Origin of the sequence: Streptoverticillium reticulum (assembly GCF_047456005.1) — a bacterium.
GTDB classification, from domain to species: Bacteria; Actinomycetota; Actinomycetes; order Streptomycetales; family Streptomycetaceae; genus Streptomyces; species Streptomyces reticulum.
In genome coordinates this window covers 8198827-8220229 of sequence record NZ_CP179755.1, presented here as the reverse complement: position 1 = coordinate 8220229, position 21403 = coordinate 8198827, and the positions used below count along the sequence as shown (strand labels likewise).

Below are 21403 nucleotides of genomic sequence, written 5' to 3'. Positions count from 1 at the left end.
GTCGGGCAGCCCAATGGTTTTCCTCGGATACCGCTGGCGGACTGTTTCTTGCCGGGCCGAAACCGGGTCTTGCGGGGGTGATGGGGCGGGCGTGACGATGGCGGCATGACGCAGCCGGGTGAGGACGTGGGCAGCAGACGCAGCGGTCACGACGGGAACAGCGGGCACGGCGGACGGGGTACGGCGCGGCGTACGGTGCTCGGCGCGGCCACGGTCGGTGCGGCGGCTCTCGGGCTGCCGTCGGCAGCGGCGATGCCGTCGGCGACGGCCGGACCCGCACAGTCCGGACCCGCACGGTCCGGGCCGGCGCAGCCCGGAGGGCCCGCCCGCCGCCGGCCCACCGAACAGCCCCCGTCACACGAACTCCGGGCACTGCTCCGGGAGATCGACCCGCACCGTATCGAGGCGACCGTGCGCAAACTGGTCTCCTTCGGCACCCGGCACACCCTGTCCGCCCAGGACGATCCCGTACGCGGCGTCGGCGCGGCCCGCGACTGGCTCCTCGCCGAGCTGCTCCGCTGCGCACAGGCCTCCGGTGGCCGGATGACCGTGGAGCTCCAGTCGTACGTACAGCAGCCCGCGGCCCGTATCCCGGTGGCGACCAGGATCACCAACGTCGTTGCCACGCTGCGGGGTTCGGTGACGCCCGACCGGATCTATGTGGTCTCGGGGCACTACGACTCGCGCAACAGCGACCCCATGAACGCGACCGACGACGCGCCCGGCGCCGACGACGACGCCTCCGGCGTGGCCGTCGCCCTGGAGCTGGCCCGGGTCTTCGCGACCCGGCGGCCGGCCGCGACCGTGGTGTTCGCGGCGGTGGCGGGCGAGGAGCAGGGACTGTACGGGTCCGGGCACATGGCCCAGACGTACCGGGGCCGGCAGGCCGACGTGCAGGGCATGTTCACGAACGACATCGTGGGGAGCCCGACCGCCGAGGACGGCTCGCGCGACCCGCACACGATCCGGTTGTTCGCCGAAGGGGTGCCGACCTCGGAGACGCCGGAGCAGGCCGAGATACGCCGCTCGGTGGGCGGCGAGAACGACTCGCCCTCGCGCCAGCTGGCCCGGTTCGTCCAGGACACCGCCGAGAACGACGCGACGGGGATGCGGGTGCGGGTGGTGTACCGCCGCGACCGCTACCTGCGCGGCGGCGACCACATCCCGTTCCTCCAACAGGCCTATCCGGCGGCCCGGTTCACCGAGCCCGCCGAGAACTACGCACACCAGCACCAGGACGTGCGGGTGGCGGACGGCAGGCAGTACGGGGACCTGCCCGAGTTCTGCGACTTCGGCTTCATCGCCAGGGTGGCCCGGGTGAATGCGGCCGCCCTGTGGTCGCTCGCCCAGGCCCCCGGCACCCCGCGCGGCGTGAAGATCCGTACCGCCGCCCTCGGCAACTCCACCGAGCTGGTGTGGGAACGCGGCCCGGAGCCGGACCTCGCCGGGTACGAGGTGGTGTGGCGGGAGACCACCGCATCGGAGTGGACCCACGTCATCCCGGCCGGGAACGTGACCCGGCACACCGTCAACTTGTCCAAGGACAACGTCTTCTTCGGCCTCCGCGCGTTCAACCGATCCGGCCTGCGCAGCCCGGTCGCTTTCTGCGCACCCCAGCCGTGAGGCTTCGGGGGCTGGCCGCTTGTTACTCTTTCCGATCATGCGAGCCCTCTTCCCAGGATCCTTCGACCCGGTCACTCAAGGGCACCAGGACGTACTCCGGCGCGCTGCCCTCCTGTTCGACGAGGTCGTCGTGTGCGTGATGTTCAACGCGAACAAGACCGGCCGCTTCCCCGTCGCGGAACGGCTGGACCGGCTCCGCGCTGCAGCAGCTGACTTGAGCAACGTCACGGTCGACTCCCACACCGGCGGCCTGCTGGTCGACTACTGCCGCCGAGCCGGAATCGACGTCGTCATCCGTGGAGTCCGCGGCGTTCGCGACCTGGACTACGAAATGCCGATGGCCCGTATGAACCACGAGCTGGCCGGAGTCGAAACGTTCTTCATCGCTGCCGACCCCGCCCTGGCCCACATCTCCTCAACTCTCGTCACCGCGATGAGTCGACAGGACCGTGTCCCGAATAGTGTGCCGGTCGAGTCTGGCCAGTAGATCGCCCAGCACTCGACTGCGCCTGCCCGGAACCTTGCCGTCTTACGTGAAGTTATCGGCAGAGCGGGAACGCGGTCTCCCCTTCGCGCGAGGTTTGTGTTGGACTGTCCCGGTGTCATCCGTACACGGCGATGGGGTGCATGCGATGCCTCTTGAGGGCGAGTACGGGCCGGGTCCGGCGCAGTGGGTGCGTGATCAGGTCGAGCTGTACGAGAGTTCGGGTGGTACACAGGGCACAACGCTCTGGGACACGGGCCTGCCGGTCGTCATTGTCACGATGCGCGGTGCGAAGAGCGGCAGGATCCGCAAGATTCCGCTGATGCGCGTGGAGCACGAGGGGCGGTACGCGGCGGTGGCCTCGAAGGGCGGCTTCCCGCGCCACCCGGTCTGGTACTTCAACCTCAAGGCCGACCCACGGGTGGATCTCCAGGACGGCCCCGAACGCCGGGGGATGGTGGCCCGTGAGGTCACCGGGGACGAGAGGGCCCTGTGGTGGCAGCGCGCGGTCGCCGCGTATCCGCCGTACGCCGAATACCAGGAGAAGACCTCCCGCGTGATCCCGGTCTTCGTACTCGAACCCGAGTACCTGGCCGGGCCGGCGAAGGCCCCGGCGAACTGAACAAGGTCAGGTGAGTCTGCAGGCCGGAACGATCGGTGAAAGATCGTTTACCCTGATTGGGTGTCCGAACCTCCGCACTGCCAGCGGGGGTTCACCACCCACCTGAGGAGCACGTTGTTCGACCTCATCGTCATCATCCGGGTCCCCGAGAGCAGCAACATCGACCTCGTCGCCGACGCCCTGTCCCGGATGCGCCCCTTGTGCCTGGCAGAAGACGGCTGCGTCAGCTGGGAGGCATACCGGTCACACGAGGAACCCGGCCGCTTCGTCCTGGTCGAGCACTGGGCCAGCCGCGCCCACTGGGAGGCCCACGATGCCGGTGACGCCATCCAGAAGATCTACATCCCGGAGATCATGCCGCGTATCGAGCGCGAAGTACATCCAAGCATGCGCGTACACAGCAGGCATGAACAGGAATGAAGCGGTAACTGATGGAAACTGCGACGCCGTTCGACCGGCTCGGCCAATGGCCGAGCGGGCCGCCGTGGTGCTGACGCCATTGCACATCCCACCAGGCCTGCCGTGCACGTGGTGGGGACCGGGACTGGTCAAGAGCCGTCAGGCGAGGGCGTCGAGGGCGGCGGCGGGAACGCTGTACGCGGTGCACAGCACGGTCCCGATCCGGGTGGGCCGTTGGAGTCCGAGTCGGGTGCTCGGGATGCCGCTGGCATTGCCGCGGCGCTCCACACTGAGGCCTGAAAGGGTGACGAATTCCTCTATCCCGTGGCCTGCCGCATAAGCACCGACCGCAGCCAGAAGGGCCCGCGCGGCGGGGCCGAACCCGGCCGCTGCAGGCCGGGGATTCGTGTCGGCTGTCGAGCCGGGACCGGCCGGTGAGGAACTGGCCAGCCTGCTGATCTCCCAGATGCGGGAAGAGCTCGGCGATCGGTGGCCTGCAAGGGCGGGCTGAAAGGCTTTGACGTCACGAAGCATATGCGGGCCGGTGGTGGGCAGAAGGCGGACGCAGCCCACCACCGTGTGACTGGCGCGGTGCATCGCGATGGCGTAGACGGGATTCAGGTCGTCGAACTCATCGCGTTCCAGACCTCCTTCACCGCTGACCTCCCAGCCGAGCTGCTGATGGAAGACCTTGTAGCGGAGCCGGAACATCTGCTCCAGGAGCGTCGGCGTCATGCCCGGGTCGCCGGGTCCACCGGTCACCACCTCGTACACCGTGCGCGGGCATAACTCCGTTCGCACTGGAGCCCTCAATTCCCTGATATCCCGCGCAATCGTGCGCCCCTCGTGTCCTGGCAGAGGGATGCTACTCGATCTTGGATGGACTCTCTCCTCGACGGCCGAGGAGACTTCGTGTGACAGTCGACGGACGGGTTAGGGCGTGTCCGGTGGGTCAGCGCCGACCCGGCGCTACAGCCGGTCCCGCCTTCGACCGCGCGTCATCTTGAGATGCGGGCTTCAATACCGTCGAGCACGAAGTCGAGGCCGATCCGGAAAGTGTGGTCGGCGTCCAGGTGGGCGGCATCGCGCACCACCGTGGCCAGCGCGGGGAATCGGCCGGTGGCGAAGGTTCGCTCCAGATAGGGCCCAAGTGAGGACTGCCAACGCTTCTCGTCCATCCCGGTGGCCCGCTCGGCACGCCGCTCGGCGACCTCCCGACGCACCGCGCCGATCGCGTACGCGTTGACCGCGGCGACCACCGGCATGATGGCGTCCACGTCGATGTCGCCCAGTGCGGCCACCACGGTCTCCCCATTGGCCAGCGCGTGCGGCCCCAGCTGGGGTCGGCCACCCAGTAGATCGGCGAGCCATTCGTGCTCGTGAGCTGCGTGGCGAGTGGCTTCGGCAAGAGACCGGAGCACCTCCCGCCAGTCGTCTCCGGCCGGCCGGATCTCGGCGTAGGCGGCGTCGACCATGAGGTCGAGCAGTTCCTCCTTGCCGGCGATGTAGCCGTACAGCCGCATCGGACGGACGTCCAGCACGGCGGCGACCTTGCGCAGCGACACCGCGTCCAGGCCGTCCGCATCGGCCAGCTGGATCGCCGCTCGCACGATCCGTTCCCGGCTCAACGGGACCGGCACGGGTCGATTCGGCGGCTCCGGCCTCTCCCATACCAACATGCCGGCCACGAGTCCGGCGCGCTCCGAGATCTTGCCTGAACCCGCATCCGTCACCCCTTCCGCGGCCCACACATGAAGAGTTACAGTCTCTAACAGACGCGATGCCCAATAACGCACGGGCTCGTGGCGCGGACACCAAGGCCATACGAAGCAGCAGAAGGGGACACCCCATGCATGCCACCGATCTCCACGTCGTCCTCGGCGCCGGCCCGGCCGGCTCGACCCTCGCCGGCGAGCTGGCCCGCCGGGGACACACGGTTCGTCTCGTCGACCGTTCCGGGACCGGCGCGACCCCCGACGGAGTCACCCGCACCCGGGGCGATGTCGGCACCGTCGACGGCGCCCGGGCCGTCATCAAGGGCGCCGCCGTCGTGTACCACTGCGTCAACGTCGCCTACCACCAGCAGATCGACGTGATGCCCGGCATCCAGGACGCCGTGCTCGGCGCGGTCCGGGCCGAAGGCGCCCGGCTGGTCGTCCTCGACACCCTCTACCCCTACGGCGAGACCCACGGCCGGGTCATGACCGAAGACACCCCGTGGAACGCGACCAGCGCCAAGGGCAGGATGCGGGCCGCCCTCGATACGAAGTACCTGGCCGCACACCGCGACGGCCATGCCCGTGTCGTTCTCGGCCGCTCGGCGGACTTCGTCGGCCCCGGCGTGCTCAACTCCACTCTGGGCGGCACCGTCTTCCCCGGCGCCCTGACCGGAACCGAAGTGCTGGGCCTGGGCGACATCGACCTGCCGCACAGCTACACCGACATCCGTGACGTTGCCGCCGGCCTGGCCACCCTGGGCGAACACCCCGACGGCGACGGCCGCGTCTGGCACCTGCCCACCGCCCCCGCCCGGACCACCCGCGAGGTCTTCCAGCAGATCGAGCGGCAGGTCGGGCAGCCCCTGAAGACCACCATCATGAGCGAGCCGCGCCCCTTCGGGCCGTTCGACGAGGTGTTCATGGGCTCCTACGCCGAGCTGTTCTACCAGCACACCGAACCGCAGGTGATGGACTCCACCGCGATCCAGGAGGCCTTCGGCCTCAAGTCGATCGCCCTCGATACGACCCTGGACGACACCCTCGGCTGGTACCGCTCATTCCTTGCCCGGACCCGGCACTGACCGACAGCGGCCGGCTGCCTGGTGATGATCGACGGCTCGGCCGGTTCACGCCTCGAACTCGGTGAGATCGATGGCGTGAATGCGCAGCGGGTGGCCGTACACCGGATGCGTCGTCTCCCGCTCGAACTCCATGCCGAGTTTGCGGATGACGTTCTCGGAGGCGTTGTCCCCCACCCGGCTGATGCTGATGACGCGGTCCAGGCCGCGGTCCTGGAGCGCGAACTCCAGCGTGGCGTGCGCGGCTTCGGACGCGTATCCCTGGCCCCAGAAGTGTGAGCCGAGCCGCCAGCTGATCGCCACGGCGGGCATCACCTCGGGCAGGAACTCGGGCACGGACAGCCCCGTGAAGCCGATCAGTTCGCCAGAGGCCAGCAGCTCGACGGCGAAGAGCCCGAAGCCCTCCTCGTCCCACTCCTCCTCCCATTGCTCGATGGCCTCGGCCGTGTACTCCAGGTCGCGCACCGAGCCGTCGTCGATCCAGCGCATGACCCGCGGGTCCGCGTTGATGTCCGCCATCGGCACGAGGTCGTCGTCGTGCCAGCTGCGGAGGAGGAGACGGGGGGTGCGGATCTCAGTCATGCGCCCATCCTGCCGAAGGCAAGCCCCTCACCGGAAATCCGGCGCTCGACCGGGCTGCCGCTCCGTCACACGGCCCCGGAACACCGGCTCAGCCTATCCCGGCAGGGGGTAGCCGGCCCTCCCCCGTCAGTGAGTGACGACGGACCTGATGTCGGCCTTCATGTCCGGGTGGAAGGTGCAGTGGTAATGGGAGACGCCGACGGTGGTGAAAGGCACCGGACCCGAGATCTGCCCTGTGGCGATGGCGCCGGTGTCCCACGTCACCGGCTGGTTGGGGTCGGACGTAGCAGTGTGGTCATCACTGTCCTGGTTCGTCCAGACGACGGAGTCGCCGACGTTGATCACCAGGTCGTCGGGAACAAAGGCGAAGTTCTGGATCAGTACCGTGTGCTGGGTTGGCATGAGCAACCCCTTTCCTCGCGCCCGACCCTCGCCGGATACGAGGCTCGAGCCCCAAACGGAGTACGAGGTCTGTGCCCGGATTCGCCCCGGCAAACCCTGCATCACTCGAATCGGCTACCGAACCGGGGGAGTTGAGGCGCAGGGCGTGCCGGTGAGTGACGGCACCGCGCCTTCCGCTCGGCAACTCGGCGTGACACCCAGAAGCTGTCAGTAACTCTCCAGCGCAGGAATGCGCGGTGGTGATGCCGGGGTGAGAGTGGACAGAGGGGGCGCCGTGCAGAGGGAAGGGAGTGGCGACATGCAGATCAAGGACTCTGTCGTCCTTGTGACAGGCGCCAACCGCGGTATCGGCCGGGCTCTGCTGGCCGAGTTCCTGGCCAGGGACGCAGCCCGTGCCTACGCGGCAGCCCGGCGGCCGGAGGCGCTGGAGCCGGTGACCGCGGCGGACCCGGAGCGCGTGGTCCCGCTGGTGCTCGATATCACCGACCCGCAGGCGATCGGTGCGGCCGTGCAGGCTGCGCCGGATGTGACGGTTCTGGTCAACAACGCGGGGGTCGTCACCCTCGGCCACCTGATCGACATGGAGTTCGACGCCGTCGAGAACGTCCTGCGCACCAATGTCCTGGGCCCCTTGCGGATGGCCCGCGCTTTCGCCCCGGTGATCGAGCGCAACGGCGGTGGCGCCATGGTCAATGTCATCAGCATCGGAGCTTTCGGCGGTACCCCGGGCATGGGCGGTTATCCGGCTTCCAAGGCCGCGCTCAACCTCATGACCCAGGCCTTCCGCGAAGACCTCGCGCCGCGTGGCATCACCGTGCACGGCGTGTTCCCGGGACCGGTGGAGACCGACATGCTCGCGCAGGCTCTCAGCTCGGCCCCGGACCTCGGCACCTACCCGACGGCGACACCACAGGAAGTGGCTCGCGCCGTGCTGGACGGACTGGAACGCGGAGATCCGGACATCTTCCCCGACCCCGTCTCCCGCGAGATCGGCGAGACATGGGCGCGCGACCCCAAAGGCGTCGAACGGCGGCTCACTCAGATGCGCTGACCCGGACAAGCGACTTGGCCACCCCGCGGCGGTGACCTCGTCCGCCGGTTCCTTCTGCGAACGGCCGCCAGGGGTTGCGCCATTCTGCCGAAGGCAACCGTTCTACTTCACGAAATCGTCCACGACCTCGGGCGGCCAGATGCCGACCTTGAGCACGCCCATGGAGTAGGCGCGGGAGACCAGCGCGGCACGGTTGGGCACCTTCAACTTCCGCATCAGGCAGGTCACGTGGTACTCGACGCCGTGCCGGCTCAGATAGAGGCGCGAGGCCAGGGGGACGGTGGAGATGCCGGCGGCGATGCCTTCGAGGATGCGGGCGTCCATCTCGGAAAGGATCTTCTTCCGGTTCGTGACGACGCGCGCCCCTTCCGCGCTCCGTGTCGTGGGCATCATGACCACGATCGCCGTCGTACCGGGCAGGCCGCCGCGCACCGCAACTGCCGTGAGCGGAACGGTGAATGCGGACTCCTCGCCCCGGCCCACGGCGATGACGGGGGTGACGAAGCGCTGGTGCCTGCCTTCGAGCAGGTTCGAGAACTGGCGCATCAGCGGCTGCTGGACGCTGGGGTGCACCACATCGCGGATGCTGCGGCCGCACAGCTCCTCGGACGAGACGTTGAATTGCCGGAAGAACTCCTGGTTCGCCTGCTGGAAGGTCAGGGCCGCGTCGAGGCTGGCCATGCACACGCCGGTCTGGTCGGACGGCCGGCCGTCCGCGTTCATGACCTGATCCAACGGATTGCCGTGCGCCACGAGCGGGGCCGCATCAACGAGGGTGGGGGCTGCATTCGCCAAGGGGGAAGTCCCTTTCATCAAACTTCACATGCAGGATTAATTCGTTTGCGAGGCTAGTTAACCGCCGGATCGGGGGTCAACGTCCACCGCCCGTGGGCGCTTAAATCTGCGGCTCCGCCGAAAAGGTTCGGTTTCCGGGTGACGGCTTCGGTGGCTCCGTACGGCCTGGATCCCGCCAGAAACGGCGTTTTTGCGCCACCCCTGCAGCCCATTCTCACCTCATACGCACAAGTGGCTACGCTCCGTCAAGGTTTCGGAATCGTGAACACCACATCACAGGTACCGAACCGCAACCGGCATGCCGATGAGGAGAGTTCGCCGTTGATTCTCAATTCACCACCGGAATACCCCTGAGGAGTTCGCGCCACCCCCGGTTGCCGCACCCCCGACAAAAACATGTCAAGGAATCCGGGGTTGCACGAGATGTCGCGCCGGATGGTGTGCCGGCCTCCGCCGTGGCGCGCCGCGGCCGACGGGTGCGAGGGGCCGGGCGGGGCGAAGTCTAAGGATTTCCCGGCGTCGGGCGTGAGATCAAAGGTGGGTACGGCCAGCCGACCCACACGGGGGCGTGCCCGACGACGCCCGCCCGCCACCGCCGAAAGGGAACCCATGGACTCCGCCCAACGGCCGATCCTCTTCGTCAGCCTTCCGGAGAGCGGCCTGCTCAACCCACTGCTCGTACTGGCGGGCGAGCTCTCCCGTCAGGGGGTTGAGGACCTCTGGTTCGCCACCGACGAGCCGCGGCGCGACGACGTGAAGTCGATCGCGGAGCGCTCTCCGGTGGAGTTCGCCTCCTTGGGCGAGGTCATCTCCGAACTGTCCGCGGTGACGTGGGACGACGCCGTCTACCGCGAGGTCACCCAGTCCTCGCGCTTCAAGGCCCATCGCGCCGTCATCAGGCAGTCCTACAAGCCCGGCATCCAGGACATGAAGCTCCGCCGGCTCGAAGCCGTCGTCGACGAGGTGCAGCCGGCGCTGATGGTCATCGACTGCATCAGCGGTTTCGCGATCGACCTCGCCATCGCCCGCGGCATCCCGTTCGTGCTGAGCGTGCCGTTCGTGCCCAGCAACGTGCTGACGGCCTACACCCCGTTCGGCAGGAGCTACACCCCCAAGGGCTTCCCGGTCCCCCACACCGGGCTGTCGGCCAGGATGAACCTCGCCGAGCGCATCAGCAACGAGCTGTTCAAGATCCGGACCTTCGCGATGTTCTGCACGCCCAAGATGGGCAAGGTCTTCACCGAGGACAACCGGCGCCGCAAGGCGCTCGGCATCCCGCCGGTCAGTCCGATGACGAGAATCGACAAGGCCGAACTGGTCCTGTGCAACTCGATCGCCGAGCTGGACTACCCCTTCACCGTCCCGGAGAAGATGCAACTGGTCGGCGCGATGGTGCCGCCGCTGCCGGAGGCGCCGGACGACGAGGACCTCTCGGGATGGCTGGACGCCCAGTCGTCCGTCGTCTACATCGGGCTCGGGACCATCACCCGGCTGACCCGGGCGGAGGTCGCCTCCGTCGTCGAGGTCGCCCGTCGGCTCGAGGGCAAGCACCAGGTGCTGTGGAAGCTGGCCAAGGAGCAGCAGCACCTGCTGCCGGCCAAGGAGTCGCTGCCGGCCAACCTCCGCATCGAGAGCTGGGTCCCCTCCCAGCACGACGTCCTCGCCCACCCGAACGTGAAGGTGTTCTTCACGCACGGCGGCGGCAACGGATTCAACGAAGGCGTCTACTTCGGCAAGCCGCTCGTGATCCGGCCGCTGTGGGTGGACTGCTACGACCAGGCCGTCCGCGGCCGGGACTTCGGCATCAGCCTGACCCTGGACCGGCCCCGGTCCCTGTCCGCCGACGACGTCGTCGACAAGATCACCCGGGTGCTCGGCACCCCCTCCTTCCGCAAGAACGCCGAGCGGCTCGGGGCCCTTCAGCGCGCCGCGGGCGGCCGTGAGACCGCCGCTTCCCTGATCCTCAAGCTCCCGGCCCTGGCCTGAGCACCCGCGCCACAACGACCAGCACGACGACCAGCACGACGACAAGAACGACCAAGAACGACAAGGAAGAAGCCGACGATGCCGTTCAAGTACCCCGTGTCCAGGCCCGCCCTGGACGGCAGGGAGCTCGAGTACGTCACCGCCACCGTCAGCGACGGCTGGATATCCTCCCAGGGGCCGATGATCCAGCGCTTCGAGCGCGCCTTCGCGGACTACAACTCCGTTGCCCACGGCGTCGCCTGTTCCTCCGGGACCGCCGCCCTCACCCTCGCCCTGCGGGCCCTGGGCATCGGCCCGGGCGACGAGGTGATCGTCCCCGAGTTCACCATGGTCGCCTCCGCATGGGCGGTCACGTACACCGGTGCAACGCCCGTCTTCGTCGACTGCGCGGACGACCTCAACATCGATGTGACCCGCATCGAGGAGAAGATCACCCCGCGGACGAAGGCCATCATGCCCGTCCACATCTACGGCCGGCGCTGCGACATGGACGCGATCATGGACATCGCGTTCCAGTACAACCTGCGCGTCGTCGAGGACTCCGCCGAGGCCCACGGCATCCGCCCGGTCGGCGACATCGCCTGCTTCTCGCTCTTCGCCAACAAGATCATCACCTCGGGCGAGGGCGGCATCTGCCTCACCGACGACCCCAGGCTGGCCGGGCAGATGGAGCACCTGCGCGCCATGGCCTTCACCAAGGACCACAGCTTCCTGCACAAGAAGGTCGCCTACAACAACCGCATGACGGCCATGCAGGCCGCCGTCGCGCTGGGCCAGGTCGAGCGGCTGGACGAGATCCTCGAGATACGCCGCGCCATCGAGAAGCGCTACGACGAGGGCCTCGCCGACGTCCCGGGCATCACGCTGATGCCGCCGCGCGACGTGCTGTGGATGTACGACCTCCGGGCCGAACGCCGCGGGGAACTGCAGGAGTTCCTGGCGAGCGAGTCCATCGAGACCCGGCTGTTCTTCAAGCCGATGAGCCGGCAGCCCATGTACCTCGACCCCGTCTGGCCCTCGCTCAAGGCGAACGTCTTCGCCGAGGACGGGCTGTACCTGCCCACCCACACCGGACTGACCGCCGCCGACCAGGACTTCGTGATCAGCAAGGTCCGCGCCTTCTACGGCGTCGGCTGACCGGCCCGTCCGAAAGGGGACAACCGCACATGACGCACACCGACCCGATGGTGGTCGACTTCCCGCTGCGCAAGCCCGGCGTGCCCTTCCCGCCGCCCGGCTACGCCGACTACCGGCAGCACGAGGGGCTGGTCCTCTCGCACCTGCCCAACGGCGACCGGGTCTGGCTGGTCACCCGGCACGAGGACGTACGCTCCGTCCTGACCAACTCCAAGATCAGCTCCAACCCCGCCCACGAGGGCTTCCCGAACGTCGGGGCCACCCTGGGAGTGCCCAAGCAGGACCGGATTCCGGGCTGGTTCGTGGGCATGGACTCCCCCGAGCACGACCGGTTCCGCAAGGCGCTCATCCCGGAGTTCACCGTCCGCCGCGTCAAGGCGATGCGGCCGGCGATCGAGCAGACGGTGGAGAAGCGTCTCGACGACATGCTGGCCGCCGGGAACACCGCCGACCTCGTCGCCGACTTCGCCCTGCCCATTCCCTCCCTGGTGATCTCCGCGCTGCTCGGCGTGCCGCCCTCCGACCGCGACTTCTTCGAGTCCAGGACGCGCACCCTGGTCGCCATCCAGTCCTCGACCGACCAGCAGCGCGAGGCCGCCGCCAAGGACCTGCTGCGCTACGTCGGCCGGCTCGTGGAGATCAAGTCGAAGTGGCCCGGCGACGACCTGGTCAGCAGGCTGCTGGCCACGGGCGCGATCGCCCCGCACGAGATGCCGGGCGTGCTGATGCTCCTGCTCATCGCCGGACACGAGACGACCGCCAACAACATCGCACTCGGCGTGGTCACCCTCCTGACGAACCCCCAGTGGATCGGTGACGACCGGGCGGTGGAGGAGACCCTGCGCTTCCACTCGGTCGCCGACCTGGTGTCGCTGCGGGTGGCGGTCGAGGACGTGGAGATCGCCGGGCAGCTCGTCAAGGCGGGCGAGGGCATCATCCCCCTGGTCGCCGCGGCCAACCACGACGACACCGCCTTCGAGTGCCCCCACCGGTTCGACCCCTCCCGGTCCGCCCGTCACCACGTGGCCTTCGGCTACGGCGTGCACCAGTGCCTGGGCCAGAACCTGGTGCGGATGGAGATGGAGGTCACCTACCGCAAGCTCTTCGAGCGCATCCCGCAGCTCGAACTCGCCGTGCCCCTCGACGGACTGGCCGTCAAATACGACGGCGTGCTCTACGGCCTCAGCGAACTGCCCGTCCGCTGGTAGCCCCACCCCGCCAAGCCTGCCCGCCGGACGGTCCGAGCACCGTCCGGCGGGCCCCATTCCACCGCAGGAGAGATACACGATGCGCATCACCGCCGACGTCGACCGCTGTGTGGGAGCAGGTCAGTGCGTGCTGACCGCTCCGGAGGTCTTCGACCAGGACGAGGACGGACTGGTCACCCTCCTGGGCACCGGCGACGGTCACGAGGACCGGGTCCGGCTGGCGGCCGGTCTGTGCCCGTCCCGTTCGCTCACCGTGCACGAGGACTGACGACAGCCTGAGCGCTCCGCTGGAAGTCCGGTACTGCGGCTGCGGGCTACCCGTGGCTGATCGCGCAGTTCCCCGCGCCCCTTATGGGGCACGGAACAGCGCCGGACTCCGGCAAGTCCGCTCAGGGCGATCCGCCGGCCGCGCCCCACCGATGAAAGCGTTGAAGAGATCCGGGAGTTATGGTGCCCGTCCACACAGATGACTACACGATCGAACCGCCCACCGACACAGCCGAGGCGCTGGGCGGCTTCACGCTCCCCGGCGTGTTCGCAGCCGCCGCACGTTCCGCCCCCGACACGGTGGCCGTCGTCGACGGAGACCGCTCGTGGACGTGGCGGCAGTGGCAGGCGGACGTCTCCGCGCTGGCCCGCGGCCTGCAGGAGTCGGGCGTGGAGCCCGGCGACGTGGTCGCGGTGCGACTGCCGAACTGCGGGGAGTTCGCCACCCTGCACCTGGCCGTCGCGGCCGTCGGCGCCGTGCTGCTGCCCGTCCACCGGGGCACCACCGACACCGATCTCCACGCGCTGCTCGCCCGTGCCGAACCCGCCCTCCTCGTCCTTGCACACGAGGACCGCGACGGTCACGGCGGCAACCGGGCCGCGGCAACGGCCCGTTCACTGCTCGGCGCCCTGCCGTCGCTGCACACCGTCCTGCTCACCGGGGACGCCGCCGCCCGGGCCGGGCACTCCAGCGAGGAGGAGGAAGGCGTCGCCCCGCTGGCGGACCTGCTGACGACCTGGGCGGGCACGGCACCCCGGCCCGTGGAGATCACCCCCGGGATGCCCCTGCTGCTCCTCCCCTCCTCGGGGACGACCTCGGCGCGGCCGAAGCTGTGCGTGCACAGCCACGACGGGCTCCTGTCCAACACCGCCGCCGTCACCGCCGAAACCTCCGGCACCTTCCACGGCACCGTGCTCACGGCCTGCCCGCCGACCCACCTGTTCGGCCTCCAGAGCCTGCACGCCGCGCTGTTCACCGCCTGCACGCAGGTCCTGCTCGCCGACTGGGACCCGGACCGCTTCCTGGAGCTGGCGCGCACGCACGACCCGCGGGTCGTCTTCGCCGTGCCGGCCCAACTGCACGACGTCGTCGACCGCCTGGCCGGGACGAAGGAGGCGGCCGGTTTCCGCCCGCACGAGATACGCACGGCCGGAGCACCCGTGCCGCCCGTGCTCGCCGCGGACGTCCGGGCCGCCCTCGGCTGCGGACTCGTCGTGGTGTGGGGCATGTCCGAGCTCGGCACCGGCACCTGCTCGCGGACCGACGACCCCGACGGCAGTGTCGGCAGGCCGGTCAGCGGTTCCCGGGTGCGCGTCGTCGACGAGCACGGTACGGAGTGCCCGCCGGGCGAGACCGGTGAACTCCATTACCGCGGGCCGGGGGTGTTCCGCGGCTACTTCCGCGAGCCGGAGCTCACGCGTGCCGCACTCACCGAGGACGGCTGGCTGCGCACCGGCGACCTCGCCGGCATCGGCACGGACGGGGTGGTCGTCCTGCACGGCCGGGCGACCGAACTGATCAACGTGGGCGGCCGGAAGTTCAGCGCCACCGAGGTCCAGGCCCTGCTCGCCGGCCTGCCGGGGCTGGGCCCGCTGGCCGTGGTCGGCGCGACGGACCCCCGGCTCGGGGAGTACCCCTGCCTGGTCGTGACCGACCGCGCCGACCCGGCGACCGGGCTCGGCGACGTCACCGCGTTCCTGCGCGGACTCGGCGTCGCCGACCACAAGATCCCCCTCGACCTGGTCACCGTGCGCGCCCTGCCCCGGACGCCGGCCGGGAAGCTCGACCGCAGGGCACTGGAACGCCTGCTCGCCGGCAGCGAGATCACCCCTGCCCCGGCCCGCCCCGGCTCCGCCCCGCCGCGCACGACCGTTGAGGCGCTGGAACTGGTCCGCACGTGTGTCGCCAGGGTGCTCGGACCCGACGGCACCGCGATCCCCTTCTCCCCCGGCGAGGACTTCCGCCGGCTCGGCCTCGACTCCATCCGTGCGGTCCGCCTGCGCAACCTGCTGCGCGAGGAGACGGGCCTGCCCCTCCCCACCACCCTGGCCTTCGACTTCCCCACCCCGCAGGCCGTCGCGCAGGTACTGGCCGGCCAGGAGGACGGCACCGAGAGCGCCACCGTGCACCGCACACCGGAGCAGGACGAACCGGTGGCCATCGTCGGCATGGCCTGCCGGCTGCCCGGCGGCACCCACTCCCCGCGCGCCCTGTGGCAGTTGCTCACCGACGAGGCGCACGTCATGGGCGGCTTCCCCGAGGACCGCGGCTGGGACCTCGACCGGCTCTTCGACGACGACCCGGACCGGCCCGGAACCACCTATGCCCGCGAAGGCGGCTTCCTCGACGACGCGGGCCGCTTCGACGCCGGCTTCTTCGGCTTCTCCGACCGGGAGGCCACGGCCACCGACCCCCAGCAGCGGTTGCTGCTGGAGACGGCCTGGGAGACCTTCGAGCACGCAGGCATCGACCCGACGACCCTCAAGGCCAGCCGCACCGGCGTGTTCACGGGTGCGATGCACCGCGACTACGCCGCCAACACCGCCGTCCCCCAGGGCGACTTGGAGGGCATGCTCGCCACCGGATCCTCCGACAGCGCCGTCTCCGGGCGCATCGCCTACACCTTCGGGCTGGAGGGCCCCGCGCTGACCGTGGACACCGGCTCCTCCTCGTCGCTGGTCGCGCTGCACCTGGCGTGCCAGTCGCTCAGGTCCGGCGAGTCCTCCCTGGCGCTGGCCGGCGGCGTGACCGTCATGGCCTCCCCGGCGCCGTTCGCACAGTTCTCCCGGCTGCGCGCCCTGTCCCCCGACGCCCGGGCCAAGGCCTACGCGGACTCCGCCGACGGCTCCGCCTTCTCCGAAGGCGCGGGACTGCTGCTGCTGGAGCGGCTGAGCGACGCCCGCCGCAACGGACACCCCGTGCTGGCACTCGTGCGCGGATCCGCCGTGAACCAGGACGGCGCCTCCAACGGGCTGACCGCACCGAGCGGCCCCGCACAGCAGCGCGTCATCCGCCAGGCCCTGGCCGACGCCCGGCTGACGCCCCAGGACGTCGACGCCGTGGAGGGCCACGGCACCGGCACCCCGCTCGGGGACCCCATCGAGGTCCAGGCGCTGCAGGCCGCGTACGGCAGGGAACGCCCGGAGCAACGGCCGCTGTGGCTGGGCTCGGTGAAGTCGAACGTCGGGCACACGCAGGCAGCCGCCGGCGTCGTCGGGGTCATCAAGACGGTGCTCGCACTGCACCACGGCGTGCTGCCCAGGACCCTGCACGTGGACGAGCCGTCGTCCCGGGTGGACTGGTCCTCCGGCTCGGTACAGGTGCTGACCGAGGCCCGGCCCTGGCCGCGGGAGGACGCACGCGTGCGCCGGGCCGGCGTGTCCTCCTTCGGGCTCGCCGGCACCAACGCCCATGTGATCCTGGAGGAGGCGCCCGCCGAGAACGCGACGAACACGGCGAACACGGCGAACAGCACGGACGGCGCGGCCGGCACCGGGAGCCCGGAACCGGCCGGCGAGGTGACCGCGCCCTGGATCCTGTCCGCCCGCAGCCGGGCGGCGCTCCGCGCCCAGGCACAGCGGCTGGCCGAGTGTGTGCAGGACGACCCCGCCCTGTCCGCACAGGACGTCGCCTACTCGCTGGCCACCGCCCGCGCCCTGCACCGGCACCGGGTCGTCGTCACCGGCTCCGGCCGTGCGGAACTGCTCTCCGCCACGGCCCAGTTCGCCGACGGCAAGCGGCCCGCCGGAGTCACCGTCGAGGACTCCTCGCCCGGCGAGCTGGCCATCCTCTTCGCCGGACAGGGCGGGCAGCGGCCCGGCATGGGGCGCGAGGCGGCCGAGGCGTTCCCCGTGTTCGCGGCCGCGCTGCGCGACGTGTGCGCCGTCATGGACCCGTTGCTGGAACGGCCGCTCACCTCGGTGATGTGGGCGGATCCGGACTCCGAGGAGGCGGCCCTCCTCGACGACGGCGCCTACGCGCAACCGGCCCTGTTCGCCGTCCAGGTCGCCTTGTACCGGCTCTTCGAGTCCTGGGGCGTGGTCCCGGACCGCCTGGTGGGGCACTCCGCCGGCGAGACCGTCGCCGTTCATCTCGCGGGCGGACTCAGTCTTGAGGACGCGTGCACGCTGACGGCCGTCCGGGGCCGGCTGATGGACTCGCTGCCGGCCGGCGCGGCGATGGTGGCGGTGCGCATCTCGGAGAGCGAAGTGGCGCCGTACCTCGCCGAGTTGCCGGAGCCCGTGGCGATCGCCTCCGTCAGCGGGCCGCACTCCCTCGTGCTCGCGGGTGCGGAGGGGCCCCTGGCCCTGGTCACGGACCGGCTCAACGCCGCCGGCCACAAGTCCCGGCGGGTCGCGGTGAAGGGGGCGGGCCACTCGCCGCTCATGGACCCCATCCTGGAGGAGTTCGGCGCCGTCCTGCGCACACTGTCGTACTCCACGCCGGTCATCCCCGTGGTCTCGACCGTCACCGGCCGGCACATGACCGCCGAGGACGCCCACGATCCCGACCACTGGGTGCGGCACCTGCGGCAGGCCGTGCGCTTCAAGGACGCGGTCGACCGGCTCCGGGACGAACGCATCACCGGATTCCTGGAGCTGGGCTCCCATCCTGCCCTCACCCCGTGGGTGGACGAGTGCCTGGAGTCCGCCGACCCCGGTTACGGGGCCGCCGTGGTGCCGACGATGCGCACCGGGGAGAGCGAACGGCACGCGGTGCTCAAGGCGGTCGCCCGGATACACGCCCACGGCGTTCCCGTCGACTGGCAGGCGGTACTGCCCGGGGCACGGCCCGCTCCCCTGCCGACCTACGCCTTCCAGCAGCGGCGGTTCTGGCTGGCGTCCGGGCCTGCGGGTGCGGCGGCCGCCGGTGACGACATGGCAGAGCCGGACAACGAACTGCCGGAGCTGGCCGCCCGGTTGTCCGGTCTTGAGGATGCCGCGCAGGACGCCCTCGTGCGGGACCTGGTCCTCACCGAGGTCTCGGCCGTCCTCGGCCTCCCGGAGATGGGGAGCGACGAGGGCAAGCGGCCGTTCAAGGACATGGGCGTCACCTCGGTGCACGCGGTCGAGCTGCGCAACCGGCTGATCGCCGCCACCGGCACGCACCTTCCCGCCACGCTCGTCTACGACCGCCCCACGCCGGACGCCGTCATGCGCCTGGTGCGCGACAAACTCACGCGGGCGGCCGCGCCGGCACGGGACGCGGAGTCCGTCGTGGCGGAGCTGGAGACCCTGGTCGCAGCAGGCACGGAGCTCTCGGCGGAGACGGTGACGCGGCTGAAGGCGCTGACGGCGGGCCGGCAGACCACGGCGGGCGGTCCTGCTGCCGAGGGCGGCCTGGACCTGGACTCGGCCAGCGACGAGGACCTGTTCGCCCTGTTGGACACCCGGAGTTGACGTCGCGGGTGCGGGCCGTCCCTACGGTGGCCCGCACCCCCGATCCGTACGCGTACCACCACACATCACAACTGCAGGAGATCACCCATGAACGGGCTCGTTCGGCCCACCGCCGCCCGGACGGGCGGCGACATCATGATCGAGGCGGACAACGTCAGCAAGGTCTTCGGACCGCTGCGCGCCCTGGACTCGGTGAGCCTCTCGGCCCGCCGCGGCACCGTCCTGGGCCTGCTCGGGCACAACGGCGCGGGCAAGACCACGCTCGTCAACGTCCTCACCGCCGCGTTGCCGCCCACCGGGGGGCGCGCGACGGTCGCCGGCTTCGATGTCGTGCGCCAGGCACACGACGTGCGCAAACGCATCGGTTTGACCGGCCAGTTCGCCTCGGTCGACGCCCAGCTCACCGGGCGGGAGAACCTGGTGCTGCTGGCCCGGCTGCTCGGCGCGGACCGCAGGTCGGCCCGGAACAGGGCCGACGAGCTGCTGGAGCTGTTCGGGCTCCAGCAGTTCGCCACGCGCCGGCCGGGCACCTACTCCGGCGGCCTGCGCCGACGGCTCGACCTGGCCGCGTCCCTGGTCGGGCACCCGGACGTCATCTTCCTCGACGAGCCGACCACGGGCCTGGACCCGTCGAGCCGGCTCAACCTCTGGGAGATCGTGGAAGGCCTCGTGGCCGAGGGCACCACGGTCCTGCTCACCACGCAGTACCTCGACGAGGCGGACCGGCTCGCGGACTCCATCACCGTGCTGTCGGCCGGCAAGGTGATCGCCAGCGGCACCGCCGCCGAGCTGAAGGCCAAGGTGGGCCAGCGCACGGTGACGGTCACCCCGGACGCCGCCGCCGACCCGGCCGCGGCCTGCGCCGCCATCCGGCAGGCGGGCCTGGAACCGGTCCAGGACCACGAGAACGGCACCATCGTCGTCGTCATCGAGACCTCGAAGGACATCGCCGTCGTGATCCGGGCCCTCGACCACGCGGGGATCGAGGCCACGGAGCTGACGTTCGGGGAACCGACCCTCGACGACGTCTACCTCACCCTGGCCGGCCACACCGCCGGCTCGGCCCGTTCCGCCGCGTGAACCTCCCCTGCATCTGCACCATGCTCAGCGCCCAGACCATGGAGACCCCATGACCACACAACAACTCGCCGGACGCACCGACCCGTCCCCGCCGGCCCCCGATCGCATCGCGGGGCCGGCGCCCGCTTGGGGCGGCAGTTCGGCGCTGACCCAGATCCGCGTGCTCACCGGCCGGTCGCTGAAGGCACTGGTGACCGACCCCGGCGTGATCCTCTTCGGCCTGTTCCAGCCGGTGATCATCCTGTTCATCCTCACCCAGGTCTTCCGGGGGATGAACACCTCGGCCCACTTCCCCAAAGGGGTCGACTACCTCGACTTCGTCCTGCCCGCGGTCCTGGTGGACAACGCGGTGCAGTCCGCGATCCAGTCCGGCATCGGAGTCGTGGACGACCTGAAGAACGGCATGGTCGCCCGCCTCCGCTCGATGCCCGTCCACCCCGCCTCGCTGCTCGTCGCCCGCAGCCTGGCGAACCTGGTCCGCGCCGCGGTCCAGATCGCGATCGTCATCGTGCTGGCCATCCTCGTACTCGGCTACTCCCCCAAGGGCGGGGCACTGAAGCTCCTCACCGCGGCCGGGCTGGCCCTCTTCATCACCTGGACCCTGGGATGGGCCTTCATCGCCGCGGCCACGTGGCTGCGCCGCGCGGAGCCCATGCAGAACCTCGCGGTCGTCGTGCTCCTCCCCCTGACGTTCGCGTCGAGCGCCTACGTCCCGATCGACGACATGCCCACGTGGCTGGGCATGGTCGCCAAGGTCAACCCGCTGACGTACGCGATCGACGCGACGCGCGCCCTCGCACTCGACCTGCCCGGCGTCGGAGCCGTGATCCCCGCGATCGTCATCAGCGGGTGCATCGCCGTCGCGGGCAGTGTCCTCGCGGTGGTGGGCTTCCGCCGGCCGCTCTGATTCCTCTCCGTTCCTCAACGACTCCGCCCCGCTGGTCATCCAGCGGGGCGGAGTGCGTTGGCCGCCTCCGGAGCGGCGGGCCGCACCTGCTCGGCGCTCTCCTGCGTCGGCTCGTCGGCCTCCCCCTCCGCAGACCGGGAAGATCCACAGCAAAGGCGTTCGGAGAAATCGGCCAAGACCTGCCTTGATTCGCACACTCGATCACACTGCGGTCTCATGCATGTCAGCCTGGTAACCGGCAGTCCGGTCAGACCGGTTCGGCAAGAACAGCGCGTCATGCTCACTCCCCTCGAACCACGTTCACAGGGAGAACGCCATGCTCACCGGAATACGTATCGCAACGGCCGGCCTTGGCACGGCTGGGCTGCTGCTGACCTCGACCATCGCTGCAACAACAGCCCAAGCAGCAACCTGCGCGCGCCACACCACCGGTGTGTGCAAGGCCAACAGTCGCCATCCCCGGGGAGCCACCGCCCAGTGCAAGGACAAGACGTACTCGTACAGCGCACGCTTCAGCGGAACCTGCTCCCACCACCGGGGAGTTCTCTACTGGTACAAGTAGCATCGAGGTGGCTTGGGCGGTAGCCGCGGCCCAGGATCCGGAGCAACTGCCTCCGACAGCGGAAACCCTCAATTCTGCTTCCGGAAATTCGGGGTTTCCGC

General features: G+C 70.0%; 19 protein-coding genes. 14 read left to right on the top strand and 5 right to left on the bottom strand.

Features of this window, described 5'->3' with window-relative positions:
• Positions 1-105: 105 nt before the first annotated feature.
• The 4 genes from ACMATS_RS37090 (at position 106) to ACMATS_RS37075 (ending at position 3149) form a co-directional block, all read left to right on the top strand.
• Positions 106-1623 carry a M20/M25/M40 family metallo-hydrolase gene (locus ACMATS_RS37090; RefSeq protein WP_414170532.1) on the top strand — a complete coding sequence of 506 codons (1518 nt, stop codon included), beginning with the start codon at positions 106-108 and terminating at the stop codon, positions 1621-1623.
• Between the two features lie 37 nt (positions 1624-1660).
• On the top strand, positions 1661-2110 hold the full coding sequence (gene coaD / locus ACMATS_RS37085) for a pantetheine-phosphate adenylyltransferase (RefSeq protein ID WP_390779344.1): 450 nt from the start codon (positions 1661-1663) through the stop codon (positions 2108-2110).
• Positions 2111-2255: 145 nt separating this feature from the next.
• On the top strand, positions 2256-2729 hold the full coding sequence (locus ACMATS_RS37080) for a nitroreductase family deazaflavin-dependent oxidoreductase (protein ID WP_414170531.1): 474 nt from the start codon (positions 2256-2258) through the stop codon (positions 2727-2729).
• Positions 2730-2789: 60 nt separating this feature from the next.
• Entirely contained in the window at positions 2790-3149 is a 360-nt protein-coding gene (locus tag ACMATS_RS37075) for a putative quinol monooxygenase (protein ID WP_414170530.1), read from the top strand.
• Positions 3150-3287: 138 nt separating this feature from the next.
• Here ACMATS_RS37075 and ACMATS_RS37070 read toward each other — a convergent pair whose 3' ends face one another.
• Together ACMATS_RS37070 and ACMATS_RS37065 are read right to left on the bottom strand one after the other, a co-directional pair.
• Positions 3288-3902, bottom strand: coding sequence for an acyl-homoserine-lactone synthase (locus tag ACMATS_RS37070; RefSeq protein WP_414170529.1), 615 nt, complete (start codon positions 3900-3902; stop codon positions 3288-3290).
• A gap of 224 nt (positions 3903-4126) precedes the next feature.
• Positions 4127-4807, bottom strand: coding sequence for a TetR/AcrR family transcriptional regulator (locus ACMATS_RS37065; protein WP_390779348.1), 681 nt, complete (start codon positions 4805-4807; stop codon positions 4127-4129).
• A 170-nt stretch (positions 4808-4977) separates the two neighbouring features.
• Between ACMATS_RS37065 and ACMATS_RS37060 the strand changes: the two genes are divergently transcribed.
• The gene (locus ACMATS_RS37060) at positions 4978-5928 is read left to right on the top strand and encodes an NAD-dependent epimerase/dehydratase family protein (RefSeq protein ID WP_414170528.1); all 951 of its coding nucleotides are present in this window, start codon (positions 4978-4980) and stop codon (positions 5926-5928) included.
• A gap of 45 nt (positions 5929-5973) precedes the next feature.
• On the opposite strand, the gene ACMATS_RS37055 is transcribed toward ACMATS_RS37060, so the two are convergent.
• The gene (locus ACMATS_RS37055; RefSeq protein WP_390779351.1) at positions 5974-6507 is read right to left on the bottom strand and encodes a GNAT family N-acetyltransferase; all 534 of its coding nucleotides are present in this window, start codon (positions 6505-6507) and stop codon (positions 5974-5976) included.
• A gap of 126 nt (positions 6508-6633) precedes the next feature.
• Positions 6634-6909: a plastocyanin gene (locus ACMATS_RS37050; protein ID WP_391153684.1), complete on the bottom strand. Its 276-nt coding sequence runs from the start codon at positions 6907-6909 to the stop codon at positions 6634-6636.
• Between the two features lie 298 nt (positions 6910-7207).
• Here ACMATS_RS37050 and ACMATS_RS37045 point away from each other — a divergent pair, with 298 nt between their 5' ends.
• The gene (locus ACMATS_RS37045) at positions 7208-7960 is read left to right on the top strand and encodes an SDR family NAD(P)-dependent oxidoreductase (RefSeq protein WP_414170527.1); all 753 of its coding nucleotides are present in this window, start codon (positions 7208-7210) and stop codon (positions 7958-7960) included.
• A gap of 102 nt (positions 7961-8062) precedes the next feature.
• Here the strand turns inward: ACMATS_RS37045 and ACMATS_RS37040 are convergent, their stop codons facing one another.
• Positions 8063-8683, bottom strand: a complete 621-nt coding sequence (locus tag ACMATS_RS37040; RefSeq protein ID WP_414170864.1) for a LuxR C-terminal-related transcriptional regulator — start codon at positions 8681-8683, stop codon at positions 8063-8065.
• A 681-nt stretch (positions 8684-9364) separates the two neighbouring features.
• Between ACMATS_RS37040 and ACMATS_RS37035 the strand changes: the two genes are divergently transcribed.
• From ACMATS_RS37035 to ACMATS_RS37000, 8 genes are all read left to right on the top strand, one after another.
• A complete protein-coding gene (locus tag ACMATS_RS37035; RefSeq protein ID WP_414170526.1) occupies positions 9365-10741 on the top strand; it encodes a glycosyltransferase in 1377 nt (458 codons plus the stop codon).
• Positions 10742-10819: 78 nt separating this feature from the next.
• Complete coding sequence (locus tag ACMATS_RS37030; RefSeq protein WP_391153679.1) at positions 10820-11878, top strand: DegT/DnrJ/EryC1/StrS family aminotransferase; 1059 nt, start codon at positions 10820-10822, stop codon at positions 11876-11878.
• Positions 11879-11907: 29 nt separating this feature from the next.
• Positions 11908-13086, top strand: a complete 1179-nt coding sequence (locus tag ACMATS_RS37025; RefSeq protein WP_390779356.1) for a cytochrome P450 — start codon at positions 11908-11910, stop codon at positions 13084-13086.
• Between the two features lie 79 nt (positions 13087-13165).
• On the top strand, positions 13166-13354 hold the full coding sequence (locus ACMATS_RS37020; protein ID WP_336413908.1) for a ferredoxin: 189 nt from the start codon (positions 13166-13168) through the stop codon (positions 13352-13354).
• Positions 13355-13533: 179 nt separating this feature from the next.
• On the top strand, positions 13534-18753 hold the full coding sequence (locus ACMATS_RS37015) for a beta-ketoacyl synthase N-terminal-like domain-containing protein (protein ID WP_414170525.1): 5220 nt from the start codon (positions 13534-13536) through the stop codon (positions 18751-18753).
• An 87-nt stretch (positions 18754-18840) separates the two neighbouring features.
• Entirely contained in the window at positions 18841-19833 is a 993-nt protein-coding gene (locus ACMATS_RS37010) for an ATP-binding cassette domain-containing protein (RefSeq protein ID WP_391153670.1), read from the top strand.
• A gap of 49 nt (positions 19834-19882) precedes the next feature.
• Positions 19883-20740 (top strand): ABC transporter permease, encoded by an 858-nt coding sequence (locus ACMATS_RS37005; protein WP_390779359.1) that lies wholly within the window; start codon positions 19883-19885, stop codon positions 20738-20740.
• Between the two features lie 316 nt (positions 20741-21056).
• On the top strand, positions 21057-21302 hold the full coding sequence (locus ACMATS_RS37000) for a DUF3761 domain-containing protein (protein ID WP_390779360.1): 246 nt from the start codon (positions 21057-21059) through the stop codon (positions 21300-21302).
• The last annotated feature ends 101 nt before the right edge of the window (positions 21303-21403 follow it).